Origin of the sequence: Candidatus Palauibacter sp. (genome assembly GCF_965261555.1) — a bacterium.
Classification (GTDB): Bacteria; Gemmatimonadota; Gemmatimonadetes; order Palauibacterales; family Palauibacteraceae; genus Palauibacter.
On sequence record NZ_OZ253465.1, the window covers coordinates 1,196,173 to 1,218,952 of the forward strand.

The 22,780-nt window shown below is 68.1% G+C and carries 15 protein-coding genes and 1 pseudogene; 11 read left to right on the plus strand and 5 right to left on the minus strand.

Annotated elements, in window-relative coordinates; translation table 11 throughout:
* The first annotated feature begins 3 nt into the window (after positions 1-3).
* Both ACQY5G_RS05110 and ACQY5G_RS05115 read left to right on the plus strand, forming a co-directional pair.
* Positions 4-438, plus strand: coding sequence for a VOC family protein (locus ACQY5G_RS05110; protein WP_428277628.1), 435 nt, complete (start codon positions 4-6; stop codon positions 436-438).
* Between the two features lie 113 nt (positions 439-551).
* Positions 552-1,085: pseudogene (locus ACQY5G_RS05115) on the plus strand (ion transporter); the annotation flags it as partial.
* Between the two features lie 161 nt (positions 1,086-1,246).
* Here ACQY5G_RS05115 and ACQY5G_RS05120 read toward each other — a convergent pair.
* The gene (locus ACQY5G_RS05120) at positions 1,247-2,059 is read right to left on the minus strand and encodes an energy transducer TonB (protein ID WP_428277630.1); all 813 of its coding nucleotides are present in this window, start codon (positions 2,057-2,059) and stop codon (positions 1,247-1,249) included.
* Between the two features lie 38 nt (positions 2,060-2,097).
* On the minus strand, positions 2,098-3,597 hold the full coding sequence (locus ACQY5G_RS05125) for an Nramp family divalent metal transporter (RefSeq protein WP_428277632.1): 1,500 nt from the start codon (positions 3,595-3,597) through the stop codon (positions 2,098-2,100).
* Between the two features lie 160 nt (positions 3,598-3,757).
* On the opposite strand from ACQY5G_RS05125, the gene ACQY5G_RS05130 reads away from it, so the two are divergent.
* On the plus strand, positions 3,758-4,300 hold the full coding sequence (locus ACQY5G_RS05130; protein ID WP_428277634.1) for a lipocalin-like domain-containing protein: 543 nt from the start codon (positions 3,758-3,760) through the stop codon (positions 4,298-4,300).
* 56 nt (positions 4,301-4,356) lie between these two features.
* The gene (locus ACQY5G_RS05135) at positions 4,357-6,180 is read left to right on the plus strand and encodes an amidohydrolase (protein WP_428277636.1); all 1,824 of its coding nucleotides are present in this window, start codon (positions 4,357-4,359) and stop codon (positions 6,178-6,180) included.
* A gap of 460 nt (positions 6,181-6,640) precedes the next feature.
* Here ACQY5G_RS05135 and ACQY5G_RS05140 read toward each other — a convergent pair whose 3' ends face one another.
* Both ACQY5G_RS05140 and ACQY5G_RS05145 read right to left on the minus strand, forming a co-directional pair.
* Positions 6,641-7,135 carry a thiol-disulfide oxidoreductase DCC family protein gene (locus ACQY5G_RS05140; protein ID WP_428277638.1) on the minus strand — a complete coding sequence of 165 codons (495 nt, stop codon included), beginning with the start codon at positions 7,133-7,135 and terminating at the stop codon, positions 6,641-6,643.
* Entirely contained in the window at positions 7,132-9,480 is a 2,349-nt protein-coding gene (locus ACQY5G_RS05145; RefSeq protein ID WP_428277640.1) for a choice-of-anchor B family protein, read from the minus strand. The genes ACQY5G_RS05140 and ACQY5G_RS05145 overlap by 4 nt, the downstream gene beginning before the upstream one ends.
* A gap of 156 nt (positions 9,481-9,636) precedes the next feature.
* On the opposite strand from ACQY5G_RS05145, the gene ACQY5G_RS05150 reads away from it, so the two are divergent.
* Positions 9,637-11,715 carry a S9 family peptidase gene (locus ACQY5G_RS05150; protein WP_428277642.1) on the plus strand — a complete coding sequence of 693 codons (2,079 nt, stop codon included), beginning with the start codon at positions 9,637-9,639 and terminating at the stop codon, positions 11,713-11,715.
* 48 nt (positions 11,716-11,763) lie between these two features.
* On the opposite strand, the gene ACQY5G_RS05155 is transcribed toward ACQY5G_RS05150, so the two are convergent.
* A complete protein-coding gene (locus ACQY5G_RS05155; protein ID WP_428277644.1) occupies positions 11,764-14,427 on the minus strand; it encodes a M14 family zinc carboxypeptidase in 2,664 nt (887 codons plus the stop codon).
* Between the two features lie 186 nt (positions 14,428-14,613).
* Between ACQY5G_RS05155 and ACQY5G_RS05160 the strand changes: the two genes are divergently transcribed.
* The 6 genes from ACQY5G_RS05160 (at position 14,614) to ACQY5G_RS05185 (ending at position 22,631) form a co-directional block, all read left to right on the plus strand.
* The gene (locus tag ACQY5G_RS05160; RefSeq protein ID WP_428277646.1) at positions 14,614-15,888 is read left to right on the plus strand and encodes an NRAMP family divalent metal transporter; all 1,275 of its coding nucleotides are present in this window, start codon (positions 14,614-14,616) and stop codon (positions 15,886-15,888) included.
* Positions 15,885-16,778, plus strand: coding sequence for an MOSC domain-containing protein (locus ACQY5G_RS05165; protein ID WP_428277648.1), 894 nt, complete (start codon positions 15,885-15,887; stop codon positions 16,776-16,778). The genes ACQY5G_RS05160 and ACQY5G_RS05165 overlap by 4 nt, the downstream gene beginning before the upstream one ends.
* Before the next feature lie 7 nt (positions 16,779-16,785).
* Positions 16,786-18,141, plus strand: a complete 1,356-nt coding sequence (locus ACQY5G_RS05170) for a Na+/H+ antiporter NhaC family protein (RefSeq protein WP_428278647.1) — start codon at positions 16,786-16,788, stop codon at positions 18,139-18,141.
* A gap of 697 nt (positions 18,142-18,838) precedes the next feature.
* The gene (locus tag ACQY5G_RS05175) at positions 18,839-19,798 is read left to right on the plus strand and encodes a 6-bladed beta-propeller (protein WP_428277650.1); all 960 of its coding nucleotides are present in this window, start codon (positions 18,839-18,841) and stop codon (positions 19,796-19,798) included.
* A 355-nt stretch (positions 19,799-20,153) separates the two neighbouring features.
* Positions 20,154-21,116, plus strand: coding sequence for a hypothetical protein (locus ACQY5G_RS05180; RefSeq protein WP_428277652.1), 963 nt, complete (start codon positions 20,154-20,156; stop codon positions 21,114-21,116).
* A gap of 465 nt (positions 21,117-21,581) precedes the next feature.
* A complete protein-coding gene (locus ACQY5G_RS05185) occupies positions 21,582-22,631 on the plus strand; it encodes a carboxypeptidase regulatory-like domain-containing protein (RefSeq protein WP_428277654.1) in 1,050 nt (349 codons plus the stop codon).
* Positions 22,632-22,780 lie beyond the last annotated feature (149 nt).

Genomic DNA, 22,780 nt, shown 5'->3' on the forward strand with positions numbered 1-22,780 from the left:
AACATGAGGAACCCTCCGGACGGCTGGCCGAGGATCACGCCCGCCGTGTTCTACGACGACGCCGGGGCCGCGATCGACTGGCTTGCGGACGCATTCGGGTTCGAGGTGCGGGAGAGAATCGAGAACGAGCAGGGACAGGTCGTCCATTCCCAGCTCGCCCTGAACGGCGGCCTCATCATGGTCGGGCAGGCGGGACTCACGCCGGGGCGGAGCTACCCCCGATCCCCGCGGGGCGCGGAGGGCGCGAACACGCAGTCGCTCATGGTCTACGTGGACGACGCGGACGCGCACTGCGAGCGGGCGCGCGCGGCCGGCGCCGCGATCACGACAGAGCCCGCCACCCAGGACTACGGCGAGGACTACTGGTCCGACCGAAGCTACGAAGTCCGGGACCTCGAAGGTCACTACTGGTGGTTCGTGCAGCGCCTGCGCGGATAGCGGGCCTGGAGTTGCCGATGAACATACGCGATATCGTGGAGGGTTCGGACGCGGGGTCGCGTCGCTGGTTCGACAAGAGCGTCTTCTTCCTCATCATCGCCTCCCTCGTGGCGATGTCGCTGTCCACCCTCCACCAGTTGCCCCCCGCCTGGAAGGCGGCGCTCGCCGTCTGCGAGATCGTCATCGTCGTGCTTTTCACGATCGAATACGCCCTGCGGATCATCGCGGCGGAGAACAAGTGGTCCTTCATCCGCAGCTTCTATGGAGTCGTCGACCTCGTCGCCATTCTTCCGTTCTACCTCTCGCTCCTGTCCGTCGGCATCGACCTCCGGGCGGTGCGCGGACTGCGGTTGCTCCGCGTATTCCGGCTCTTCGAGATCGCGCGATACAGCACGGCCGTGACGAGGCTGATGAACGCCGTGAAGTACGCGCGCAACGAGGCGCTGGTGTTCCTCTTCGCCACGCTGGTCCTGCTGTATATCGCGGCCCTCGGCATCCATCACTTCGAACACGAGGCCCAGCCCGAAAAGTTCGAGTCCGTGTTCCACAGCCTGTGGTGGGCGGTCGTCACGCTGACGACGGTAGGGTACGGCGATGCGTACCCGGTCACGGTCGGAGGCAGAATCTTCACGTTCATCATATTGCTGTGCGGGATGGGGATCGTGGCCGTGCCCGCCGGACTCGTCGCGACCGGCATGACGCGAGCGGCGGAGGAGGATGATCGGGCGTCGGCGGACCGGGCGGCCCGACCGCGGAAATTGAGTTTGCGGGCTGCGATGGTGAGTTCGAGACGCCTCTTCGCGGGCGGCTACGGCCTCTGGTGCAGTGGACGCCAGGGCGTCCTGGGCTCGACGATCCGCGGCACCACGGACCGGAACGAGACCGGTTGCGAGACCCAGACGCTCACGGGCCGTCCGAGGCTCTTCGCCGGTTCGAAGCGCATCTGCATGGCCACGATGCCGGCCGCGTCGTCGAGCGCCTCGTAGCCGCTGGACTCCCTGACCTCGTACTTCAGGACCTCCCCCGTCTCTCCGACACGCATCCAGATTTCTGTGCGGCGGATTGTGAGCCCCTCCATGTCACGCGATTGCAGGTCGCGGGGGTAGGCTTCCGAAAGCCATCGCTCGATGTCGTTGGTGTCCAGAGCGACGGGCGGGCTGTCCCAGGGTACACATGGAGGCCGGTCGGGGTCGGCGATACCTCCGGCGGCGGCTTCGGGCAGAAACTCGACCCACCTGGTAGTCCAGACGGCGACCGGCCGGCCCGCGTCCAGCGCGGGTTCGAACTCCATGATGTCCGCGACCTGCATCGCGGCACAGTCCAGATCGTCATGCCCACCGGATGTCTTGACGGCACCCGACCGGCCACCGCCTGTCGTGTCGACGTGTACCCAGACTTCGACTCTGGCTCCCACGCCTTCGGCCACGAGGGCCGGAGGATAGGCGCGCAGCACCTCCTGCCGAACTTCCGCCTCGTTGGCGAGGACGGGTGGCACTTCCGCGAGCGTGGGCCCCGAAGGCACCGTGCGGTAATAGCGAAGCCCCCCGGAGGTGGCGCAGGAGGCCGCGACCAGCGCGACAGCAGCCGCGACCGCCAGCCTGTACGCGAACTTGAGCGACACTGATCGCCTCCCTCGGTGGATTCGTCCCGTACTCCGCCTCAGGCGCCGAAGAGCGGGATCCGGAACACGCGCGCGAAGATCAGGATCACGCTGAGGCCCGTGAAGATGAACAGGCTCAGCCCCCCGAACCAGCGCGCGAACCAGGACGGGTAGAAGAGTTCGTCCTCCTTCGGGATCACCTTGAGGCAGAAATAGAGGTTGAAGAAGTAGATCACGGGCGCGACGAAGAAGGCGAGCGCCGAAGCCACGAGCACGAGAAACACCGGGCGCGGGTCGAACGCGATGTAGAGGACCGAGGCGATGAGCGAGTAGAACATCGTGAGCCGGTAGATGTTGTACTCGGAGTTCCAGGTCCGCCGCCGCTCCGGATCGGCCCGATCCTCGGACGAGATTCCGTGCAGGCGCGCCGTCGTCCGGAAGAGGTTCCGGCAACAGGCGCCGACGATGCGGGGCCATCCGTCGAAGTAGTTGAAGGCGGTGGAATACGTGGCCGCGAGCGCGCCGAGGATGAAGATCATCATCATCCACGGTCCCACGCTGAGCGTGAAGATGCCCGCGATCTCTCCCATGACGGCGCGTCCCTCGATCGGACTCGGATAGAGCCAAACCGCGGCGAGAAGGAGGAAGATCGCCGCGAGCACGAAGGAGATGATGTGGCCGGTCCGGAAGTCCCACAGCCCGATCCGGAACCAGCGCCGGCAGTACTCCCGCGCGTGCGGGGAGAGCCGCGCGGTGTCGACCGCGAGGTCGGAGGCCGGCGAGGTGAAGGGGTCGAAGCGGGGCGCGACGCCGGTCGCCTCGAGGTGGGGCCGGACCTTGCTCATGCCCGCGCGCTTCGCCTTCCCCCACTCCGACGCCTGCAGCGAGACATCGATGCCGGTCGGCAGGAGGCCGAGGAAGCCCGCGATCACGAGCCACGACCCATCGGGGATCTCGAAGAGGAAGAAGTTCCCCATCTCGGCGAGCGGTGCCGGCTGGACGATGTAGACCGCGACCGATGAGAGGACGAGGACGCCCGCGAGCGCCTTCGTCGTGTTCTCCACGGCCTTGTAACTGCCCCGGAGGATGATGCCCACGGAGAGCGCGCCGAGCAGGGCCGCGTACGCTTCGAGCGGGATCGGAAGGCCCAGGTATTCGCTGAACAGGTAGTAGACGACGGCCGCCGCGGCGATCAGACGCCCCGCCTGACCGATGGCGCACTGGATGAGCGTCGTCACCATCACGTACCAGAGCGGCCACTTCCAGCGCGCCGTGGCATAGGCCTCGAGGAGACTCTTCCCGGTGGCGTTGGTGAACCGGAAGGCCATCTCGAAGCCGTAGTACTTGAAGATGTAGGCGACTGGAAGGCACCAGAGGAGGGCGTAGGCGAACCGGCCCCCGGCGGTCGGCGCCGTCACGACGTGGCTCGTTCCGATCCCCGTCATCATGAGGATCAGACCGGGGCCGAAGTGAGCGAGCAGATCGCGCGGCCTGAGCGACGGGAGGGTGAAATCCTCCGGATTCAATCCGTCGTCGGCCTTCGTTTCGCGATCGGACAAGCCGGGCCTCCCTTTCAGGGACCACTGCGTCACGCCGGTGCCTTTCAGGCCGGACACGGAAGGTACAAGAGACATCGCCCCCTGCCGAGAGGGTCGGCGATGGCCTATCGTTCCAGGGCCCCGGAAGATCACGCGCGGCCCCAGCGACGCGGAGGTGCCAATGCTCGCCACGAACCCCTCGATGCGCGGCTCGATGCGCGGCCTTCTTCGCGTCGCCCCGGTCCTGGCCTTCGCCGCGGGCTGTGCCCCGGGTCCCGCAGCCGAGACGGACAACCCCTTCGTCGGGGTCTGGTCGCTCGCCTCGTGGGAGAGCCGCTCCGCGGACGGCGAGGTGACGCTTCCCTACGATGGGAATCCCGCCGGCCAGATCACGTATACGGCCGACGGCCGCATGTCCGCGCAGCTGATGCAGGTGGGGCGGGAGGAGTTTCCGGACGTCGCGGAGGCCGGCGGGCAGGAGATGCGCGACGCGATCCTGGGCGGTTTCTTCTCCTACTACGGGGACTACAGCGTCGACATGGAGGCGGGCGTCGTCACGCACCACGTGGAGGGCGCCCTCCTGCCGAGCTGGGTCGGCTCGGACCGGCCACGCTCGTTCACCTTCGACGGGCCGGACCGGCTGATCCTGAGCACCGAACCGGACCCCGCGCGCGGAGGGGGCGCCGTGGGAACGCTCGTCTGGGAACGCGTCTCCGGCCGCTGACCGCAGGCGTCTTGCCCGGCCCACGCGCGCTCGACAACGACTTTCGAGGACACGCCATGAAGAAGTGGAACATCGCACCGCTCGTTCTGCTGGCCGCCTGCGGCCAGGCGGGACCGGAAGACGCCGCGGATCTCGTCCTCATCAACGGAGACGTCTATACGCTCGACGAGGCGCGGCCCGCGGCCGAGGCGATCGCGGTCCGCGGCGAGCACATCGCCGTCGTCGGGTCGAACGCGGAGGTACAGGCGCTCGTGGGCCCGGACACCCGCGTCATCGACCTGGGTGGCGCCTTTGTGTCGCCCGGCTTCAACGACGGCCATGTCCACGTCGAGAGCACGGGTGCGCTCATCGTGGGCGTGAACCTGCTGGAGGTGCACGAGCCCGAAAGATTCCGCGAGGAGATCGCGCGCGCGGCCGAACGTCTGGCGCCCGGCAGCTGGATCACGCGCGGCGACTGGGGCGCGTACGAAGAGTGGGAGGTGGGGTCGACCGGCCGCGAGGGAGAGGACGGCGCCGCGGAGGCCGGCGATGCGAGTGCGGGCGGGCCGTTCACGCCGCACCGCGACCTCATCGACGACGTGACCCCGAATCACCCCGTCCTCGTGAACCGCTTCGACCGTTCGATGTTCCTCGCGAACAGCCTCGCGCTCGAGATGGCGGGCATCACCGACGCCACGCCGGAACCGCCGCGCGGGAGGATCGCGAAGGACGAGGACGGCCGGGTCACGGGCATCCTCCGGGGTTCCGCCGTCGACCTCGTCCGGGCCGCCATCACGCCCAAGTCGTTCGAGCAGCGTCTCACCGAGGTCCGCGCCGTGCTCCAGGAGGCCCGCGAGGGCGGCGTCACGACGATCCAGGACATCACCTCCTCCGAGCAGTTCCGCGCCTACCAGGAACTGCACGCCCGCGGCGAACTCACCGCCCGCATCAACATCCGTCCATCGCTCGACAACGTGACGCACACCGGCGGGCTCGGGATCACCCGCGGCTTCGGCGACGACTGGCTCCGCTTCATCGGCTACAAGGCGTGGATCGACGGGATCATGGGCGGCTCCAGCGCGATGTTCTACGAGCAGTACGACCACGCGCCCGGCAACTTCGGGATCGTGCGCCAGATCATGCTTCCCGAGGGCATCGACGGCCTCGCCCTCTCCCTGACCCGCGACCAGAACTACGCCGAGTTCCCAAAGGGGAACCTCCAGCGCCTCATGGAGGAGGCGGTGCCCACGGGACTCCCGCCCCACATCCACGCGATCGGGGACAAGGCCGTGAAGATCCTGCTCGACCTGTTTGAGACCGTGTTGAGCGAGCACGACATGATCGAAGCGGACCACAGGTGGCGGATGATCCACGCGCAGGTCGTGGAGGAGGCGGACTTCCACCGTTTCGGCGAACTCAACCTCGTGGCGGAGGTGAACCCGTACCACATCTCGGACGACATGCGCTGGATGGAGGAGAGGATCGGCGGGCGATCCCGCGGCGCGTACGCGTTCCGGTCCCTCAAGGACGCCGGGGCGGTGCTCGTGTTCGGGAGCGACAGTCCCGGGACGAACGCGGCCCGCTACTTCCTCCATCCGAGGTACGGGCTGTACGCGGCGGTGAGCCGGCAGACGCTCGCGGGCGAGCCGGCCGAGGGGTGGTTCCCGGAGCAGCGGCTGACGATCGAGGAGGCGATCGAGGCCTACACGCGGAACCCGGCGTGGGCCTCGTTCGAGGAGGACGTCAAGGGCACGCTGACGCCGGGCAAGCTGGCGGACATCGCCGTGTTCGACGTGGACCTGATCGAGGCCGGCCGGAACGATCCCGCGCGGCTCCTCGAGGCCGAGGCGCTGTACACGATCGTCGGCGGCCGCGTCGTCCACGAGCGCGCCGCGCGGTAGCACGGGCCGTCGGCTGCTTTACGGGTCTGCGAGCCCGCAATAGGTTGAAGTATAGAGGGATAGGTGGAGGCGCGGGGAATCGAACCCCGCCGGTTGGGTGTCAAGTCCGGAACCGGGTACACCAGTACCGCCCCCGCCGAACCCTCTTTCGAGGGCGAGGTGGAGGCGCGGGGGATCGAACCCCGCCGGTGGAGTGTCAAGCCCGCACCGGGTACACCAGTACCGCCCCCGCCGAACCCTCGGCTCGCGGCTCTGATGAATTCTCCGGTACGGGCACAACCGATCATCAATTTGAGAGGCAACTCGAAAAGCGTGAACGAGGGATGGGCTCTGCGGCGCGCCTCTTCCCCCAAGACGCCCATCGACTACGCGATCCGCAGAATCCTGCGTCGCAGGGCCAGACGAGAAGAAGTCAAAGCCCTCAAACGCATGCGGGGGCTCGATCTGTCCGACCCGCAGATTATGGCGAATGCCTGGCGGGAATCCCGGTGGTGTCGATGAACCGCCAGGCTTCGTCACTTCGGGGCACGTCGCAGGCGGTTTCCTTGCCGAACCAGCGGTAGCGGTTCCGGGCCACGAACCGGTAGGCGAGATCGCGCAGCGGGGCGGGGATGAGGAGGAGGGCGGAGGCCAGCGGCCACGCGCGGTCCAGCCCCTTGGCAATGCGAAGCGCGGCGGCACTCCTCAGGTAGGCCTTCCCGTCCGCCAGCAGGACCAGCGATCCCGGTGCCTCCCCCGGCTCCGCCGCCTCGATGCCGGCTTCGGCGAGAATCCGCTGTCCCGTCTCCGACTGGAGCGCGGCGAAGCGGAAGCGGCCCCGCCGGTCCCGCGGGATGATGAAACGGACGGCGCCCGCACACAGGTTGCAGACCCCGTCGAAGAGGACGATCGGACCCTCCGGACCCGGGTCGTCGGTCCGGGGGCTCCGGTCGCCGGTTCCAGCCGCCCGGTTCACGGCACGAGGCGGGGTCTCGCCATGTTCTTGAGCAGGAAGAGCCCGTCCCCGGTCCCCGTCACGGCGATCGTTCCGCTCTCGAAGTAGGGGTAGTTGCTCCACGACGCGCCGCCCTGGTAGGGCGAGGTGTCGAAGAAGCCGATCTCGACCGGGTTCTCCGGGTCCGAGATGTCGAGGACGCGGAAGCCCGCGGAGTAGTTCGACTGGTACATGAGGTCGCCGACGATGTAGAGGTTGTGGTCGGTGGCCGTCGTCTCCGCGATGTACTCCGTGACGAGGGTCGGGTCGTCGAGGTCCGTCACATCCCACACCAGCGTGCGCGTCCCCTCCACGAGGCCCTGCGGCTCATCCCCTTCGTCGTTCATGTAGAAGTAGCGGTGGTCGTCGGTCAGCCAGCCCTGGTGCGCGTAGGCGACGCTCGGATAGGCCATCGTGGCGAGGCCGACCGGCGCGTCCTTGTCGCTCACGTCCGCGATGTTGAACGCCGTCTCGTTCGAACCGAGGCAGATCTCCTTGCCTGCGTGCTCGGTGTCGGGGCCGCGATAGATGACGCACTGCGCGTCGTGCACGTAGCCCGTGCCCCCGCGTCCCGTCCCCTCCTGCGCGAAGCAGCCGGCGAAGACGGGCTGGGCCGGCTCCGAGAGGTCGATCATGTGGAGGCCGCCGCCGCAGGTCTCGCCCCCGCCGCTGTTCCCGACGGCATAGGCGAAGCCGGTCTCCTCGTTGATGACGATGTTGTGGGCCGAGTGAATCCCGTCGTAGAGGAACGTCTCCTCGAAGGTCACGGGCTCCGCCCCCACGTCGCGCAGTTGACGGAGGTCGAACACCTGTACGCCGTGCTCGAGCGCCGCGTCCGCGACGATGTAGGCGTGGTCGCGGTACACCTTGATGTCGCGCCAGATCATGTGCCGCGACCCCTCCGTGGCGGGCAGGTCGCCGAGGAAGCGCGGGTGGTACGGGTCGCTGACGTCGACGAACGACGTGCCGTCCGTCCGTCCGACGATCGCGATCTCGCGCCCCGTCTCCGGGTCGGTCCAGCCCCAGATGTCGTTGACGCGCGTGGCGCGGGTGCCGCCGAGATCCTTGATCGGCATGAATGCCGTGATGTTCACGTCACGGCACTCGAACACATCCGCGTGCCCCTCGGTGCACTCGATCTCCTCGCCGGCGATGGCGGGGAAGCCGCGATAGTCGTTGACGAGGGTGCCGCCCTCCTCCCAGGCGCCGGCGGTGGAGCGCTCGTAGACGACGGCTGCGCCCGCCCCGGAATCCATGCCGGTTGCGCCGACGACGAGGTGATCGCCGGAGACGTGGGCCGCGCCGGAGAAGCCGGAGCGGTCGCCCAGGGGAGAACGAAGGAGAATGGACGCTTCGCTCCACTGTCCCCCCGCGTCGCGCCGGTAGGCATACAGGGTGCCGGCGCCCATGGCGCTGCCCGAAGCCCCGATGAGGATGTCGTTGTCGTCGAAGCCGAGGGAGGACCCGAACTGTGCGTTGGGTTCGGGCAGGAGCGGGCCGAGGCGCGCTTCCATCGCCCAGCCTTCCGCCCCGCGAGAGAAGGCGAACACCGCCCCGCCGCTCTCCCTGAGCCTCGGAGCGCCCACGAGGGCGAAGCCGTCCCGAACGGCGAGCGAGGCGCCGTAGCCGCTGCGCTCCGGCAGCGACGGGGCCTCGAGCGTGCCCTCGGCCATCCACGCGCCCGCACCGTCCCGCTCGAACGCGAACACGACCGGTGGCGCATCACCCGCGTCCCGCGTGCCGACCAGCAGCGTCTCCCCGTCGAAGGCCAGCGCCGCGCCGAACCCCTCGGTCGCCACGTCCTCCCTCCGCCGCAACGCCATGCCCGCGGATGCGGCCCCATCGGGGCTCAGGGCATACGAAAACACCGCCCCCCGTCCGTCGTCCGCTCCGGGGGAGGAGACGACCGCGGCGCCTTCGGTCAGGGCGATCGCGCTCCCGAACCCCGCCGCGCCTTCCGGCGCGTCGAGCCGGTCGACCTGCTCCCAGCCGCCCGCTCCGTCCGCGAGGAACAGGTAGACCGCGCCGGCCCCGTCCGCCTCGAGCGGCGCGCCCGCCCACAGCCAGTTCCCCCGCGTGGCGATCGCGCGGCCGAACCCATCCGGGACGCGCACTTCGTCGGAGACCGTGACCCGCCCCGTCTCCGCCCAGCCCGAGGCCGTGCGGCCGTAGATCCACACGATGCCGGACATCGTGCCGTTGCCGGTCTCGCCGACCAGCACCTGGTCGCCGTTCACCGCCAGCGCACCGCCGAACTGCTGCCCGGCGGCGGCGGCGGGAAACGCCAGCACGACGCCCGCCGCGAAGAGAAGGATTCGCCGATTCATGAGATACCTCTCCCGAAGTTCCGTCCTGTCACCGATGACAACACATGCAAGCTGCGTTCCCACCGGCCCGACACGCCAGCACTGATGGTTTCCCTCCGCACATTCCCGGGATTACGTTACAGGTCTGCACATATCCCGCTTTGGCAGGAGGTACTCATGTATCGCGCCGCCCGCATCGCTTTTGCGAGTCTCGTCGTCCTCTCGTTCGTCGGCCTGGCCGGCTCCGCGCCGCTCTCGGCCCAGAACGGCGACGGGATGAAGACGCTCTCCCTCGACATGTACATGGACTGGGAACGCGTCTCCAACCCCCAGGTCTCCCCGGACGGCCGCCACGTCGTCTACACGCGCGGCTGGATCGACCAGATCAACGACCGCTGGGAGTCCACGCTCTACATCATGAACGCCGACGGCACCCGCAAGCGGGAGCTGATCGACGGGTCCGGCGCGATCTGGTCCCCGGACGGCACGCGCATCGCCTTCACGGCGTCGGGTGAGCCGGAGGGCTCGCAGATCTTCGTGCGCTGGATGGACGCGGAGGGCGCGACGACCCAGATCACGCGGCTGGAGCACTCGCCCGGGAGCCTGCGCTGGTCGCCGGACGGTACGCACATCGCCTTCACGATGCTGGTCGAGGACGAGGAGAGCTGGCCGATCGACCTGCCGAGCCGCCCGGACGGCGCGAAGTGGACGGAAGGCCCGAAGATCGTCACCCGCATGGATTACCGTCAGGACCGTCGCGGGTACGTCGACCAGGGCCACTCCCACGTCTTCGTCGTCCCGGCCGATGGCGGCACGCCGCGGCAGCTCACCGACGGCATGTGGAACCACGGCAATCCCCAGTGGAGCGCGGACGGGAGCGAGATCTACTTCTCGTCGCTGCGCGAGGAGGACTCCGAGTACAACTGGCGCGAGTCCGAGATCTACGCGGTGAACGTCGCATCGGGCGCGATCCGGCAGCTCACCACCCGCCACGGCCCGGACGGGGGCGCCTATCCCTCGCCCGACGGCAGCCTCGTCGCCTACTCCGGACAGGACTGGAACGACGACACGTATCGGAACTCCCACCTCTACGTGATGAACCCGGACGGCTCCGGCGTGCGGCAGATCTCCGGCGACTTCGACCGCGGCATGCGGGGGAGCCCGCAGCTCATGTGGGCGCCGGACGGGAGCGGCGTCTACTTCAACGTGAACCGCGAGGGCACGCGCAACCTGCACTTCGCCTCCGTGGACGGGGGCGTCACCCAGGTCACGAGCGGCAACCATCTCCTCAGCCTCAGCTCGTTCACGGACGACGGAAAGGCGATGGGCACGCTGACCGAGCCGCACGGTCCCGGCGATGTCGTCTCCTTCGATCTCGGCGACGGCGGCAACGTCATGCAGCTCACGAACGTGAATGACGACGTACTGGCGGGCGTCACGCTCGGCGAGGTCGAGGAGATCTGGTACAAGTCGGTGGGCGACTGGGACATCCAGGGCTGGATCGTGAAGCCGCCCGACTTCGATCCGTCGAAGAAGTATCCGCTCATCCTGTCGATCCACGGCGGACCGCACGGGATGTACAACACCGGGTTCAACTTCGGCTGGCAGGAGCACGCCGCGAACGGCTACGTCGTCGTCTACACGAACCCGCGCGGAAGCTCCGGGTACGGCACGGACTTCGGGAACGCGATCAAGAACGCCTATCCGTCGCAGGACTTCGACGACCTGATGGCGGGCGTCGACGAGGTCATTGGCCGCGGCTACGTCGACGAGGACAACATGTTCGTGTACGGCTGCTCCGGCGGCGGCGTGCTCACGTCATGGGTCGTCGGCCACACCGACCGCTTCCGCGCCGCCTCGGCGAACTGCCCGGTCACGAACTGGCTCTCCTTCGTGGGGACGACGGACGGCCCCGGCTGGTACCGGAACTTCGAGCACTTCCCGTGGGACGACCCCTCCGAGCACCTGCGCCGCTCGCCGCTCATGTACGTGGGCAACGTGACGACGCCGACGATGCTGATGACCGGCGAGATGGACCTGCGGACGCCGATGCCCCAGACGGAGGAGTACTACCAGGCGCTCAAGATGGAGCGGGTGCCCACGGCGATGATCCGCTTCCACAACGAGTGGCACGGGACGAGCAGCACGCCGTCGAACTTCCTGCGCACGCAACTCTTCCTGCGCAGCTGGTTCGAGCGCTTCGGCACCCACGACGACGGCGACACCCGCGCCGTCTCCGACGACGAAGCCTCCTGACGATTGAACTGGTCGGCCGGGGCGCCAGCGCCCCGGCCCGATCAGATCCTACCGGCCGGGGCCGAGGAGGACGGCGTTCATGAACAGGAGTTGCGTCGCCTCCGTGTAGGCGCGGTAGTTCGGGTCCTCGGCGAAGGCCACCACCTGGCCGCGTCCCACCGGCTGGTGGATGAGGAAGGCCTTGTTCGCGAGTTGCGGCCGCGACTCCTCCCACACGATCCCGCTCAGCACGAGGCTCTCGAGGTCGGCGTAGCGGCCGACGTTCGTGCCCTCGTCGAGGGTGATGGGACGGAAAACGCGGGAGCCCTGGACGAGGACGCCGATCTCGCCATCCGTGCCGGCGGTGAGCCAGTGTTCCGTATCGAGCAGGGTGCGCAGGATCGCGCCCGGCACGCCCTCCGGCGATTCATCCTCCGGCGAGATCGCATCGAGGTATTCGATGGGTTGTTCCGGCGTGCCGGGTTCCGGCGGATCGTCGCTTTCGGCGCGGCCGCCCCGGCGCTCGGTCTCGGTGGCGAGGAGCCCCGCCCGCGAGGCCCAGCGGGATGACTCCGCCATCGTGATGAGCGTGCCGCCGTCGCGGAGCCAGGCCCGCAGTCCGTCCACCAGGCCGTCGCCTACGGCGCTGCCGTAGTTGCCGCTCGGGAAGACGACCACGTCGAAGTCGGAGAGCCGCGCCCGGCCGAGGCTGGAGGCCCGCACGGCCGTCGTGCGCTGGCCGTAGCGCCGCTCGAGGACGTAGCGCGCCCAGCCCACGGAGTAGCTGCCCCCCGGGGCGTCGTAGACGAGGAGCACGCGCGGCTCGCGCAGCCCGCGGACGCGGCGGCTGCCGAGCGACATGCCCTCGCGCACGTACGCGTCGTCGATGGGCACGACCTCGGCGCGGTGCCGGGCGGCGATGCCGGCCAGGCGCTGCCGCAGGTCCGGGCCGTTTTCGGCCGCCCGGACGATGGCGGTGCCGACGCCGAAGCGGCGGCCGTTCAGCGTGAATTCCGCGCCGGCGGCCCGGACACGGACGCCCTCCCGCAGCGCCTCGGCGACCGCCGCGGCCCCGTTCGTGCCCCACGGGACCAGGTAACCGACGAGGGCCTCGGGCAGGGGCGCCGTCGAGCCACCGCCGGCCCCGCTGTCGCCGTCCTCCCCGGGATGGTCGCCCACCTCCGGACGTGCCGCCGCGTCATCGGTGGTCAGCGGCGCACCGCGCGCGTCCGTCGCGGCGGTCTCGATCGCCTCCACGTCCCACAGCAGCGGCTGGCTCCACGCCGTGAGGTCGTAGATCTCGTCCGGCTGCCGGTTCGCGCGCCGTTCGATCTGCCGCCGCACGAACTCCTCCTCCATCGGGACGTGCGCGTCGAGGAGGTTGTGGATGAAGCGGTGCGCCGGCTGGGCGAGCGGCACGATGAAGCTCGACTCCGGGCTCAGCGCGCGATCGCCGACGGAAACCGGCCCGGAGGCGCGGAACACCTCGATTCCGTTCTCCACGAGCATCAGCGCGAGCCGCTCCGCCATCCCCGGATCGTGCGCCGAGTGCAGGACGATCTCCGCCGGTCCCCGCTCCCCGAGTTCGACCCCCTCGCGCAGGTACGCGAGGTAATCCCGCAGGATCCGCTCCCGGTTCCGCGCGGAGGTGAGCGCGGTCTCGATCGCCGCCGTGAAGTGGTGGAGCACGCCGTCGCCGTACGTGAGCAGGTCGTCGTCCGATTGCCGCAGCCTGAGGCCCCCCGAGCCCGCCTGTTCGTAGGTCATGCCCAGCGCGCCGTAGCCCATGGGCCACATGTCCACGTACCCGGGATAGAAGAGGTCGTACACGTCCCGGTTGAAGTACGCGAACCCGCGTTCGTCGAAGCGCGCCGCGATCGCCTCCCCGAACACGTCCATGAGCGCGACCTGCCGCTCCCCGAACCAGGGGTTGGAGGGCGGCGCGGTGGGCGGGAAGAAGTAGGTCGCGTCTCCTCCCATCTCGTGCAGGTCCGCCACGATGTGGGGGCGGAACTCGAGAAGGACGTCCACCTTCCCGCGCGTCTCGACCTGGCTCTGGATGAAGAGGTCGCGGTTGAGGTCGAACAGGTAGTGGTTCCCGCGGCCGCCCGGCCACGGCGGGTCGTGTTCGGCGGAGACCCGGGCCTCGTCCGGCCAGCGCGCCTGCGCGACCTGGTTCTGGTACACGAACCGGTTCCGTCCGTCCGGGTTCTCCAGGGGATCGATGAGGACGAGCGACTCGGAGAGGATGAGATCGATGTCGGGATCCCCCGTCGCCGCGAGCAGGTGGTAGGCCTCGGCCATCGCGGCGCCGCCGGGACTGATCTCGTCGCCGTGGATCGCGTGCATCAACGCGGTGACGACCGGAAGCTCGGCGATCAGCGCTTCGGCCTCCTCATCGGAAAGACCGCGGGGATCGGCGAGCCGCGCGATCCCGGCCTTGACCTCCTCGAGCCGCGACATGCGTTCGGCCGAGCCGATGACGAGGACGACGAGCGGCCGCCCCTCCCAGCTCTCTCCGTACTGAATCAGATGCGTCCGCTCGGGCGCCGCGGCGGCGAGCGCCTCCATGTACCGGATCACGTCGTCCGGCGGCGTGACGACGTCGCGGAAGCCGTGTCCCGCCACCTCTTCGAGCGTCGGGATGTCGGGGTCGTAGCGCGTTCCGGGCACGAGTTCCTGCGCCTGGGCGGGAAGCTGGATCGCGGCGGCGAGCGCGAGCGTGGATAGCACGGGCAGATCTCCGGGTACGGGGAACGGGCGGCCGTCGACTCACTATCGCATGATCGCCGCGGGGTTGCACGATGCGTTGCACGCCGGGGCGGCGATGGCGCATCCTCAGGCCGATCCGATCCTGGTAGCGGGTGCCGAGACCGGGCTGCCAGGCCCCGCCGCCCACGTCCGGCCGGAGGAAACCCAATGAGCGAACCCGCCGCGCGTTCCCGCTCCAGCTTCTGGAGGAGCTTCGGCCCCGGGCTCATCTGGGCCGCGACCTCCATCGGAGTCTCGCACCTCGTGCAGTCCACCCGCGCGGGGGGAGAGGCGGGGTTCGCCTTCGTAGGCGTGATCGTCTTCGCGCTCGTCCTCAAGTATCCCTTCTTCGAGTACGGGGCGCGCTACGCGGCGGCCACGCGCCGGAGCCTGGTCGAGGGCTACCGCGACATCGGCACCTGGGCGCTGTGGCTCTTTCTCGCCATCACCCTCGTGACCGCGATCATCTCGCTGGCGGCGCTCGCGATGTTCATGGCCTTCCTCACGCGCTACGCCTTCGGCGCGGAGTGGCCGCTGGCGGCGACGGGGGCCGTGCTCATGGGCGCCTGCGTGGCGGTGCTCGCGGTGGGACGCTTCCGCGGCCTCGACATCACGATCAAGATCCTGCTCGCGATGCTCGTCCTCTCGACCGTGGCGACCGCTCTGGTCGCGGCGCCGCGCGCCGACCTCTCGACGCTCGCGCTCTGGCCGGGCGACGTCGTCGGCACCGTCGTCCCCTTCGCCTTCCTCCTCGCCCTTATCGGGTGGATGCCCTCGCCCGTCGACGTCGCGGTGTGGAGCAGCCTGTGGACGCTCGCGAAGGACAAGACGACGGGCGCGCAGACATCGGTCGCGGATGCGAAGCGCGACTTCCTCGTGGGCTTCGTCGGCACCGGCATCCTCGCCCTCATCTTCGTCTCCGTGGGGGCCACGGTCCTCTACCAGGCGGACGTCGCCCTCAGCGACGCGGGGGCCGTCTTCTCCACGCAACTCGTCGACATGTACAGCACGACGCTCGGCTCGTGGTCCCGTCCCATCGTGCTCGTGGCGGCGATGGCGACGATCTTCTCGAGCCTCCTCGCCGTGACGGACGGCTTCCCGCGCGCGATCGAGCGCACGCTGGCGAACCTGCGGGGGCGCGTCGCGGCGGACACGGTGACCCGCGTGGGACGCGTCTACTGGTGGAGCATGATCACGCTCCCCGTCATCGCCTTCTTCATCCTCCTCGGCTTCTCCGGCAGCCTGACCGCGATGGTGGACTTCGCGACGACGGTGGCGTTCCTCACCGCGCCCATCCTCGGCTACTTCAACCTCCGCGCCGTGACGTCGGAGGCGGTGCCGCCGGAGCATCGGCCGGGCCGGGGCATGGTGACGCTGACCTGGGTGGGACTCGTACTCCTCGGCGGGACCGGCCTCGCCTACCTCGTGTCGCTCGTGCGATGAGCGCCCATCCGGCCATGGACGGAGCGGGGGCTGCGCGGGGAGTGACGGCTGCGCGGGGAGTCGCGGCTGCGCGTGGAGCCGTGGTCGGGCGTGTCGCGAGCCTGTACCGCTATCCCGTGAAGTCGATGGGGGGAGAGCGCCTGGAGGCGGCTCGAATCACGGCGCGCGGGATGGAGGGCGACCGGACCGGCGCGCTGGTGGACCGCGAGACCGGGCGGGTGGTGAGCGCGAAGCGGCCGCGGATGTGGGGTGCGGTCTACGGCCTCTCCGCGAGCTTCGAACGGGAGAACGGGTCCGCGTCGATCCGTGTCCGGTTCGAGGATGGGACGACGTTGTCGAGCGCTCGCCGCGAAGGGTTGGAAGCCCGCCTGAGCGCGCTCCTGGGCCGTGAAGTCGCGTTCGCGACGGAGGCGGTCGAGAGCGCGACGTGCGAGTACCACTGGCCGGACATGGAGGGACTCGTCCAGGACGGGCGGACGTACCGCGACGAGATCACGGAGTGGGAGCTGCCGCCGGGGACGTTCTTCGACAGCTCCGGCCTCCACGCCCTGACGACGGCGAGCCTCGACCACCTGCGGGGACTCGTGCCGGGGAGCGATTTCCACGTCGGCCGCTTCCGGCCCAACCTCGTCATCGAACCCGTGGCCGGGGCGCGGGGCTTCGTCGAGAACGACTGGGTGGGCGGCACGCTCGAGATCGGCGGGGCGCGACTGCGGGTGACGAAGCCGTGCATGCGCTGCGTGATGGTCACGCTCCCGCTGGGAGATCTCCCGAAGGACCCGCGGGTGCTGCGCGCCGCCTTCGACCACAACGACGGGAATGTCGGCGTGAAGTGCGAGGTGGCCGCGCCGGGCGCGATCCGGGTCGGCGACGACGTGCGGCTGGGCTGAGTTGCCGCTGGAGCATTTCGGCGTCGTAAGCCTGGTGCCGACGGCCGTCGTACTGGCCGTTGCGGTCTGGACCCGCCGGCCCGTGGAATCCCTCATCATCGGGGCGCTCGTCGGCTTCGTGATCCTCGCGCCCCGGGACCCGCTCACCGCGCTCACGGACGGCATGGTCGCGGTCATGCAGAACGAGACCGTGGGCTGGATCATCCTCGTCTGCGCGCTCTTCGGCAGCCTCATCACGCTGCTCGTCCGGGTGGGCGCGGCGGCGCGCTTCGGCGACGCGGCGTCGGCCCGCATCCGGACGCGCGGCGGCTCACTCGCCGTGACGTGGCTGCTCGGCCTCGCCGTCTTCATCGACGACTACCTCAACGTCCTCGCGGTCAGCTCCTCCGTGAAGCGGTTCACCGACCGGTATCGCGTGTCGCGCGAGATGCTCGCCTACGTCGTGGACTCGACGGCCGCGCCGGTGTGCATCCTCGTCCCGATCTCGACGTGGGCCGCATATTTTTCAGGCCTTCTCGAGGAGACGGGGTGGGCGGCGCCGGGGCGGGGCCTCTCGCTCTACATCGACGCGATCCCGTTCATGCTCTACGCCTGGATCGCGGTGGCGCTGGCCCTCCTCGTCGGCACCGGCCTCGTCCCGGCCGTCGGCCCCATGCGCAAGGCGGAGCGCCGCGCGCGGGAGACGGGCCAGGTCGCCCCTCCGGGCCTCGATGAAGCGAAGCTCGAGGGCGAGACGGACCCGGCCGCAGCCGAGCGCGCGCGCCCGTGGCACTTCATCGTCCCGGTCGTCACCCTCGTCGCCGCCACATGGATCCTCGACCTCGACATCCTGAAGGGCGTCGTCGTCGCGCTCGGCGTCACCCTCGCCATCGTCGCGGGCGCCAGGCTCCTCCGCGTGCGCGCAGCGCTCGATGCCGCCATGGCGGGAGTGCTCACGATGATCGTCCCCCTCGCCACGGTGTTCGGCGGCTTTCTCCTCAAGGAAGTGAACGACGGACTCGGGCTCACCGCCTACCTCATCGAGACGGTCGAACCGCTGATGACACCGCGGCTGCTCCCGGCCGTCACCTTCCTCACGATGTCGCTCGTCGCCTTCGCCACGGCGTCGTTCTGGGGCATCTTCGCGGTCGCGGTCCCCATCGTGCTGCCGCTGGCGAACGCGGTGGGGGCGGAGATGCCGCTCGTCATCGGCGCCCTCATCTCCGCAAGCGCCTTCGGCAGCCACGCCTGCTTCTACGGCGATTCGACCGTACTGGCGTCGCGGGGCGCCGGCTGCGGAGTCGTCGAGCACGCCCTGACCCAACTGCCCTACGCCCTCGCCGCTGCGGCTCTGGCCACCGGAGGCTTCCTCCTCCTCGCCTGACCTCGTCGCGGCTCACAGTCGTCAAGGCCCAACAGCTTCGCCTCTCGGGTCTGAGTTGGGAGGCGGTAGCCGAACACCTGCGGTTCACGCGTCAGACCATCCACAACAAGTGGACCCGTTGGCCGGGTAGCACGCTCCAGCAACTCGCGCGGAACCACCAGGCGCCGCTCCTCGCGAAGTTTGTCTCCGATTTCGCGAAGCGGCTGCTGAATGCGAGTGGCGCCGACCGTGCATCGGTTTTTTGACAGATTCGATCGATTCCGGTCTGGCATCCGCAATCCCGATGCCTCTACGCTTCCTGCGGTGTTCGGGCATGTTCAACGCTGTACAGAAGAAGGAGGCGAAGAGATGTTTGCTCCTGATCGTCACACCTTTGTCCGCGCCATGCGCACGCTCGCCTTGGCGCTCGTGACCGTAGTCGCGCTGCACCTCGTCTTTTCCACCACTGCGAGTGCGCGCACGAGCGTCCCCGTTATGTGCGCCCACCAAGCCTGCGGTCTTGAAGCATGCAGCATGGATCTAATCAACCATTACTGCTGCGAGAAGAATGGTGGTTGTGAGACCACGAGCTGCCTGAAGGACTGTGACGACTAAACGGCGCCGACTCCGGCATGCGCTGCTTGGAGCGGCCCTCCCTTGGGTCATTCCCGCGGGAGCGCCGCTCCTTGGACTGCAGGCCGTCCTTCCTCTCGATTCTTTGAACTTCCGAGAAATCGGTCGCATCGGCGTCCTGGATGGCGATTCGCAGATGTTCGGAGCCGTCACGGCGCTCGCCGCCGATGAAGGCCGCGGCGTCTTGTTCGTCCTGGACAGGCTTCGGTATCGAGTCTCTGCGTTCACGACCGCCGGCAGATTCATCGATTGGGCCGGCGGCCGAGGTGAAGGTCCGGGCGAGTTCACGCGCCCGGTAGCCATGGTCTCGGCTGGGGGCTCGGTCCAAGTCGTCGATTGGGGGCAGAACCGTCTCACGCGGTTTCAATTTGATTCGAACAATCTCGCTTACGCCGATGAGTTGCGACTGCCGGTGGCCGGCCCCACCAGGGTCTGCCTGCTGGACGATGATCTGATTTTCCTGCGATACCAGGAAGGTTCCGGAAGCATCATCCATCGTGTGGATCAAGCCGCCGACCTTACGTCATCTTTCGGGCTCCCCTTCGTTGCGGGCGACGACTTCATGGCCGCCGCCACTGATGACGGTCTCCTGGCCTGCGACAGCACCTACCGCAGAGTCTATGCGGCCTCCCGCGCGGTCCCCCGAGTTCGTGGGTACTCGGCAAACGGCGTTCTTCTCTGGGACCTTGAATTGCCGGGCGTCGAAACGGCGGTTATCACACGGGAACCCAGTGGCGTTCGCTGGAACCCCCCGATAGGCCGGAGCACAAACGACCGGCCCGTTACGTTGATTCCGACGTCAGAAGGACGGCTTCTGCTTCAGGTGCAGGAGGGGATGTGGGGTCAGGCTACGGATCCCGCCACGGTAGCGAGAACGTTCCTGATCGACGGAGAACGCGGCGAGATCCTCGACGAATCGCACGTTATTCCACGCATCGAACTCTTCTCGGGGAATCTCGCATTTTCAAAGGTCGCGGACCCCGTGCCGCGAATCCTGATCTACGAGTGGACTGGACGGGGGACGAATGACACGAGCGACCCGTAGAGGCTTACTTCTTGGCGTTGCGTTGCCAGCAGTGGCGTATATGGCCGTAAGGACCTATTTGCTGGTGCCGCCACCAGGCATTCCGAGGTGTTTGTCCCAGGCGGTTCTGAACGGTATGTCACGACGAACTTTCGGTCCCATAGCAGCAACCCTCGGTGCGCTCCTCCTAGCGGCGTGTGGCGGCCGCAGCTCCGGTTCCGACTCGGTCACCGACGGATCAGGAGTGGGATCGTTTCTGGACGGCACTTGCGAACTTGCTCGGAGAGCGGCTTGCGAAGCATGCATTGAGTTCGACCTCGCCCTCCGACTTGGGGCGGAGGGCGAGGGTCCTGGCCTGTTGACCTCATCCCCCGCGATGCAACACGTCGTCCAGGATCGCCTTGGACGCTACTGGGTAGGCCAGTCTGACGAAATCACGCTCTTCGCCGCGAACGGTCGATTCTTGGCAACGATTGGCCGGGAGGGACAAGGCCCGCTGGAGTTCCTCAGGGCGCATCCCTTTCACGCGGACTCAGCGAATTGGGTTCACGTGCTAGATACCGGCAACATGCGCTTGTCCGTGATCCGCGAGGATCTGTCGCTCTTCGAGGATACCGCGATTCCTGCCGGATATATTTCGGATATCGTCGCTGAGCCTGGTACGGGGTCTTATGTTATCCAGTCGTGGATTCCGAGTGCAGAGAGGCTTGGCTTCCCTCTTCATCGGCTGTCCGGCGGGACGATTGTGTCATCCTTCGGTGTCTCGCCAGTAGTGGATAGTGATCGCCTGCCGGATCAAGGACTGCTGAATGACTTCGCGGCCCAGCGGGAGTTGGCACTGAGTGTCGGTGGCAACGTCGTCAGCGCGCACATCTGGGATTATATCGTCGAGTTTTGGTCGGAGGACGGATCTAGAATCGGAAGACTGTCGGGATCGCCGTTGGACGATGGCCTACGCGGCGAGCCTGGTCCCTGGAGCATCAACAACCCCCCTTGGCACGGGGTTCGGGACATCTGGGTCGACAGGTATGACCGTCTATGGGTATTGCTGGTCTACCGTCGTCCTGATTGGGAGGATCGGGTGATCGAGGTTGTTCGACCGAACGGCAGCGTCGGGCTGGATTTCCCGGAGGGGCTATCAGCAGTCTATCGAAGCCGCATCGAGATAGTAGACCCTTTCGCGTGTTCTACGATCGCGTCGGGTTGGTTTGAGGAGGGGTCGCTGGGAAAGTTCGTGCGCGGCGTCCCGTTCGGCGATACCGCTTCGGTTACCAGGGGCAGTTATGGTCCGCTCGGTGACCCGTTCGTTGATGTATGGAACGTCAGCTTAGGTCGATAGGGGATGTCGGAACCGTCGTATTGTTGATCGGTCTCCTTTCAACGTTCCGTCCGTATGAGCTTCTCGGCTCGCAAGGACTCCCCGTGACCGTGGTCAATGGAGACCGTGGTCGAGTGGTGTTTGCGAGTTCCGTGAAGGTTGGCGTTGGCGACAGCCAAAGGGTGCTTGGGATCCTGGATGGAGAAGTGGAGACTCCGGGGTTCCCGGCTGATTTTGAGCTTGACCGACCCGTCACGATTAGCCTCGCGCTGTTGACTGACCGGGAAGCTCGGAAACAGCGTTGTCTCCGTCGCGAGCGGCGCGCCTTCACCGAGTCTCGCCGGATCCGCGTCCCAGTGCAGCATCGTAGCGATCTAGACGAAGTAGGAGGAAAACGCCGGTCGTGACCCTTTCGCCCCGCCGGTCGTCTTGCCATCAATCGCACCTTTCTCTCCCGAGGTTGGCATGAGATCAGCGGAGCGTGGAGTGCACGCTCGGATTGACGCTCTCGTCGCGGCGACCGCCGCGGTTCTTGCGCTTGCAGCGAGTGCTCCGAGACTCGCGGCCCAGGAGGACGATTGCGGCGAGCGGGCCGTCATGCTTGTGTCGGTGCTGGACGAATCCGGGATGATACCCATTCCAGGCGCGACGGTGGTGCTGCGCTGGACGGACACGGACGCCGACCGGAGGCCGGTGCGGCGAGAGGTCGATCTCCAGGGCCGTTTGCAGTTCTGCGCTCCAGGCGACGCCAGGCGCGCCACGCTGTGGGCGGAGTTGGGCGATGTCTCGAGCAGGCAGCGGTCGGTCGAACTTGAGCCCGGCATGTCGCGGGATGTCGAACTCCGGCTGCTTCTGGAGTCGTCAGCGACCGGGCGCATGATCGGACTCGTGCAGGACGCGCGGACGGACCGTCCGGTGGCGGCGGTCGCGGTGTCGCTCGGGGGGCGCATGGTGGCCGAGACCAACCGGAGCGGCCAGTTCATCCTCAGCGGCGTGCCGGTCGGGGTCCACGAACTCTCCCTGCGGAGCCTCGGCTACGCGCCGCTCGTACACCCGGTCGTGGTATCCAAGGGCGTCACCACGGACCTTGAACTTGGCCTGGTTCCCGAGCCGCTGGAGATGGAGCCCTTGGTGGCGATGGCGACGCGGTCGCGCCGCTTGGAAGTCAAGGGCTTCTACGAGCGCAAGTTCTGGGGCGAACGCATTGGCGGCGCCACGTATTACACCGCGGAGGACATCGAGCGCCGCCAGCCGCTCCGCATCTCGCATATGATCGCCGAGGAACCGTCGATCCGACTCGACTGCTCCGGTCGTCGCTGCAGGCTGGTAAGCACGCGGGCGTCGCTCGGGTTCGGGGGACGTCCCTGCGGGCTGAGCGTCTATCTCGACGGCGTATCGGTGGGACGTGACCTGGACGAATTCGTGAAACCCCTTGAGATCGCGGGCGTCGAAATCTACAGGGGAGCCGCGTCGCTGGCGGCGGAGTTTGGCGGGTCGGATTCGCGCTGTGGAGTCGTCGCGGTCTGGACCAAGTAGGAGCACCGCCGCCCGAACGCCGCCGCGGGCCTCGCCCCGTCCTCCTCCTCCTCGCTTGATGCCGGGTGCCCGGGGGCCCAGTCTTCGGGATGCCCCGTACGAGATTCTCGAAGCCGGATGACGGATCGGTAGCGCCAGGACTGGCCTGG

Excerpts from the sequence above, each read along its gene's own strand:
- ACQY5G_RS05145 (WP_428277640.1), bottom strand. The coding sequence starts at position 9,480 with ATGAATCGGCGAATCCTTCTCTTCGCGGCGGGCGTCGTGCTGGCGTTT.
- ACQY5G_RS05150 (WP_428277642.1), top strand. The coding sequence starts at position 9,637 with ATGTATCGCGCCGCCCGCATCGCTTTTGCGAGTCTCGTCGTCCTCTCG.
- ACQY5G_RS05135 (WP_428277636.1), top strand. The coding sequence starts at position 4,357 with ATGAAGAAGTGGAACATCGCACCGCTCGTTCTGCTGGCCGCCTGCGGC.
- ACQY5G_RS05130 (WP_428277634.1), top strand. The coding sequence starts at position 3,758 with ATGCTCGCCACGAACCCCTCGATGCGCGGCTCGATGCGCGGCCTTCTT.
- ACQY5G_RS05180 (WP_428277652.1), top strand. The coding sequence starts at position 20,154 with ATGCAACACGTCGTCCAGGATCGCCTTGGACGCTACTGGGTAGGCCAG.
- ACQY5G_RS05110 (WP_428277628.1), top strand. The coding sequence starts at position 4 with ATGAGGAACCCTCCGGACGGCTGGCCGAGGATCACGCCCGCCGTGTTC.
- ACQY5G_RS05165 (WP_428277648.1), top strand. The coding sequence starts at position 15,885 with ATGAGCGCCCATCCGGCCATGGACGGAGCGGGGGCTGCGCGGGGAGTG.
- ACQY5G_RS05160 (WP_428277646.1), top strand. The coding sequence starts at position 14,614 with ATGAGCGAACCCGCCGCGCGTTCCCGCTCCAGCTTCTGGAGGAGCTTC.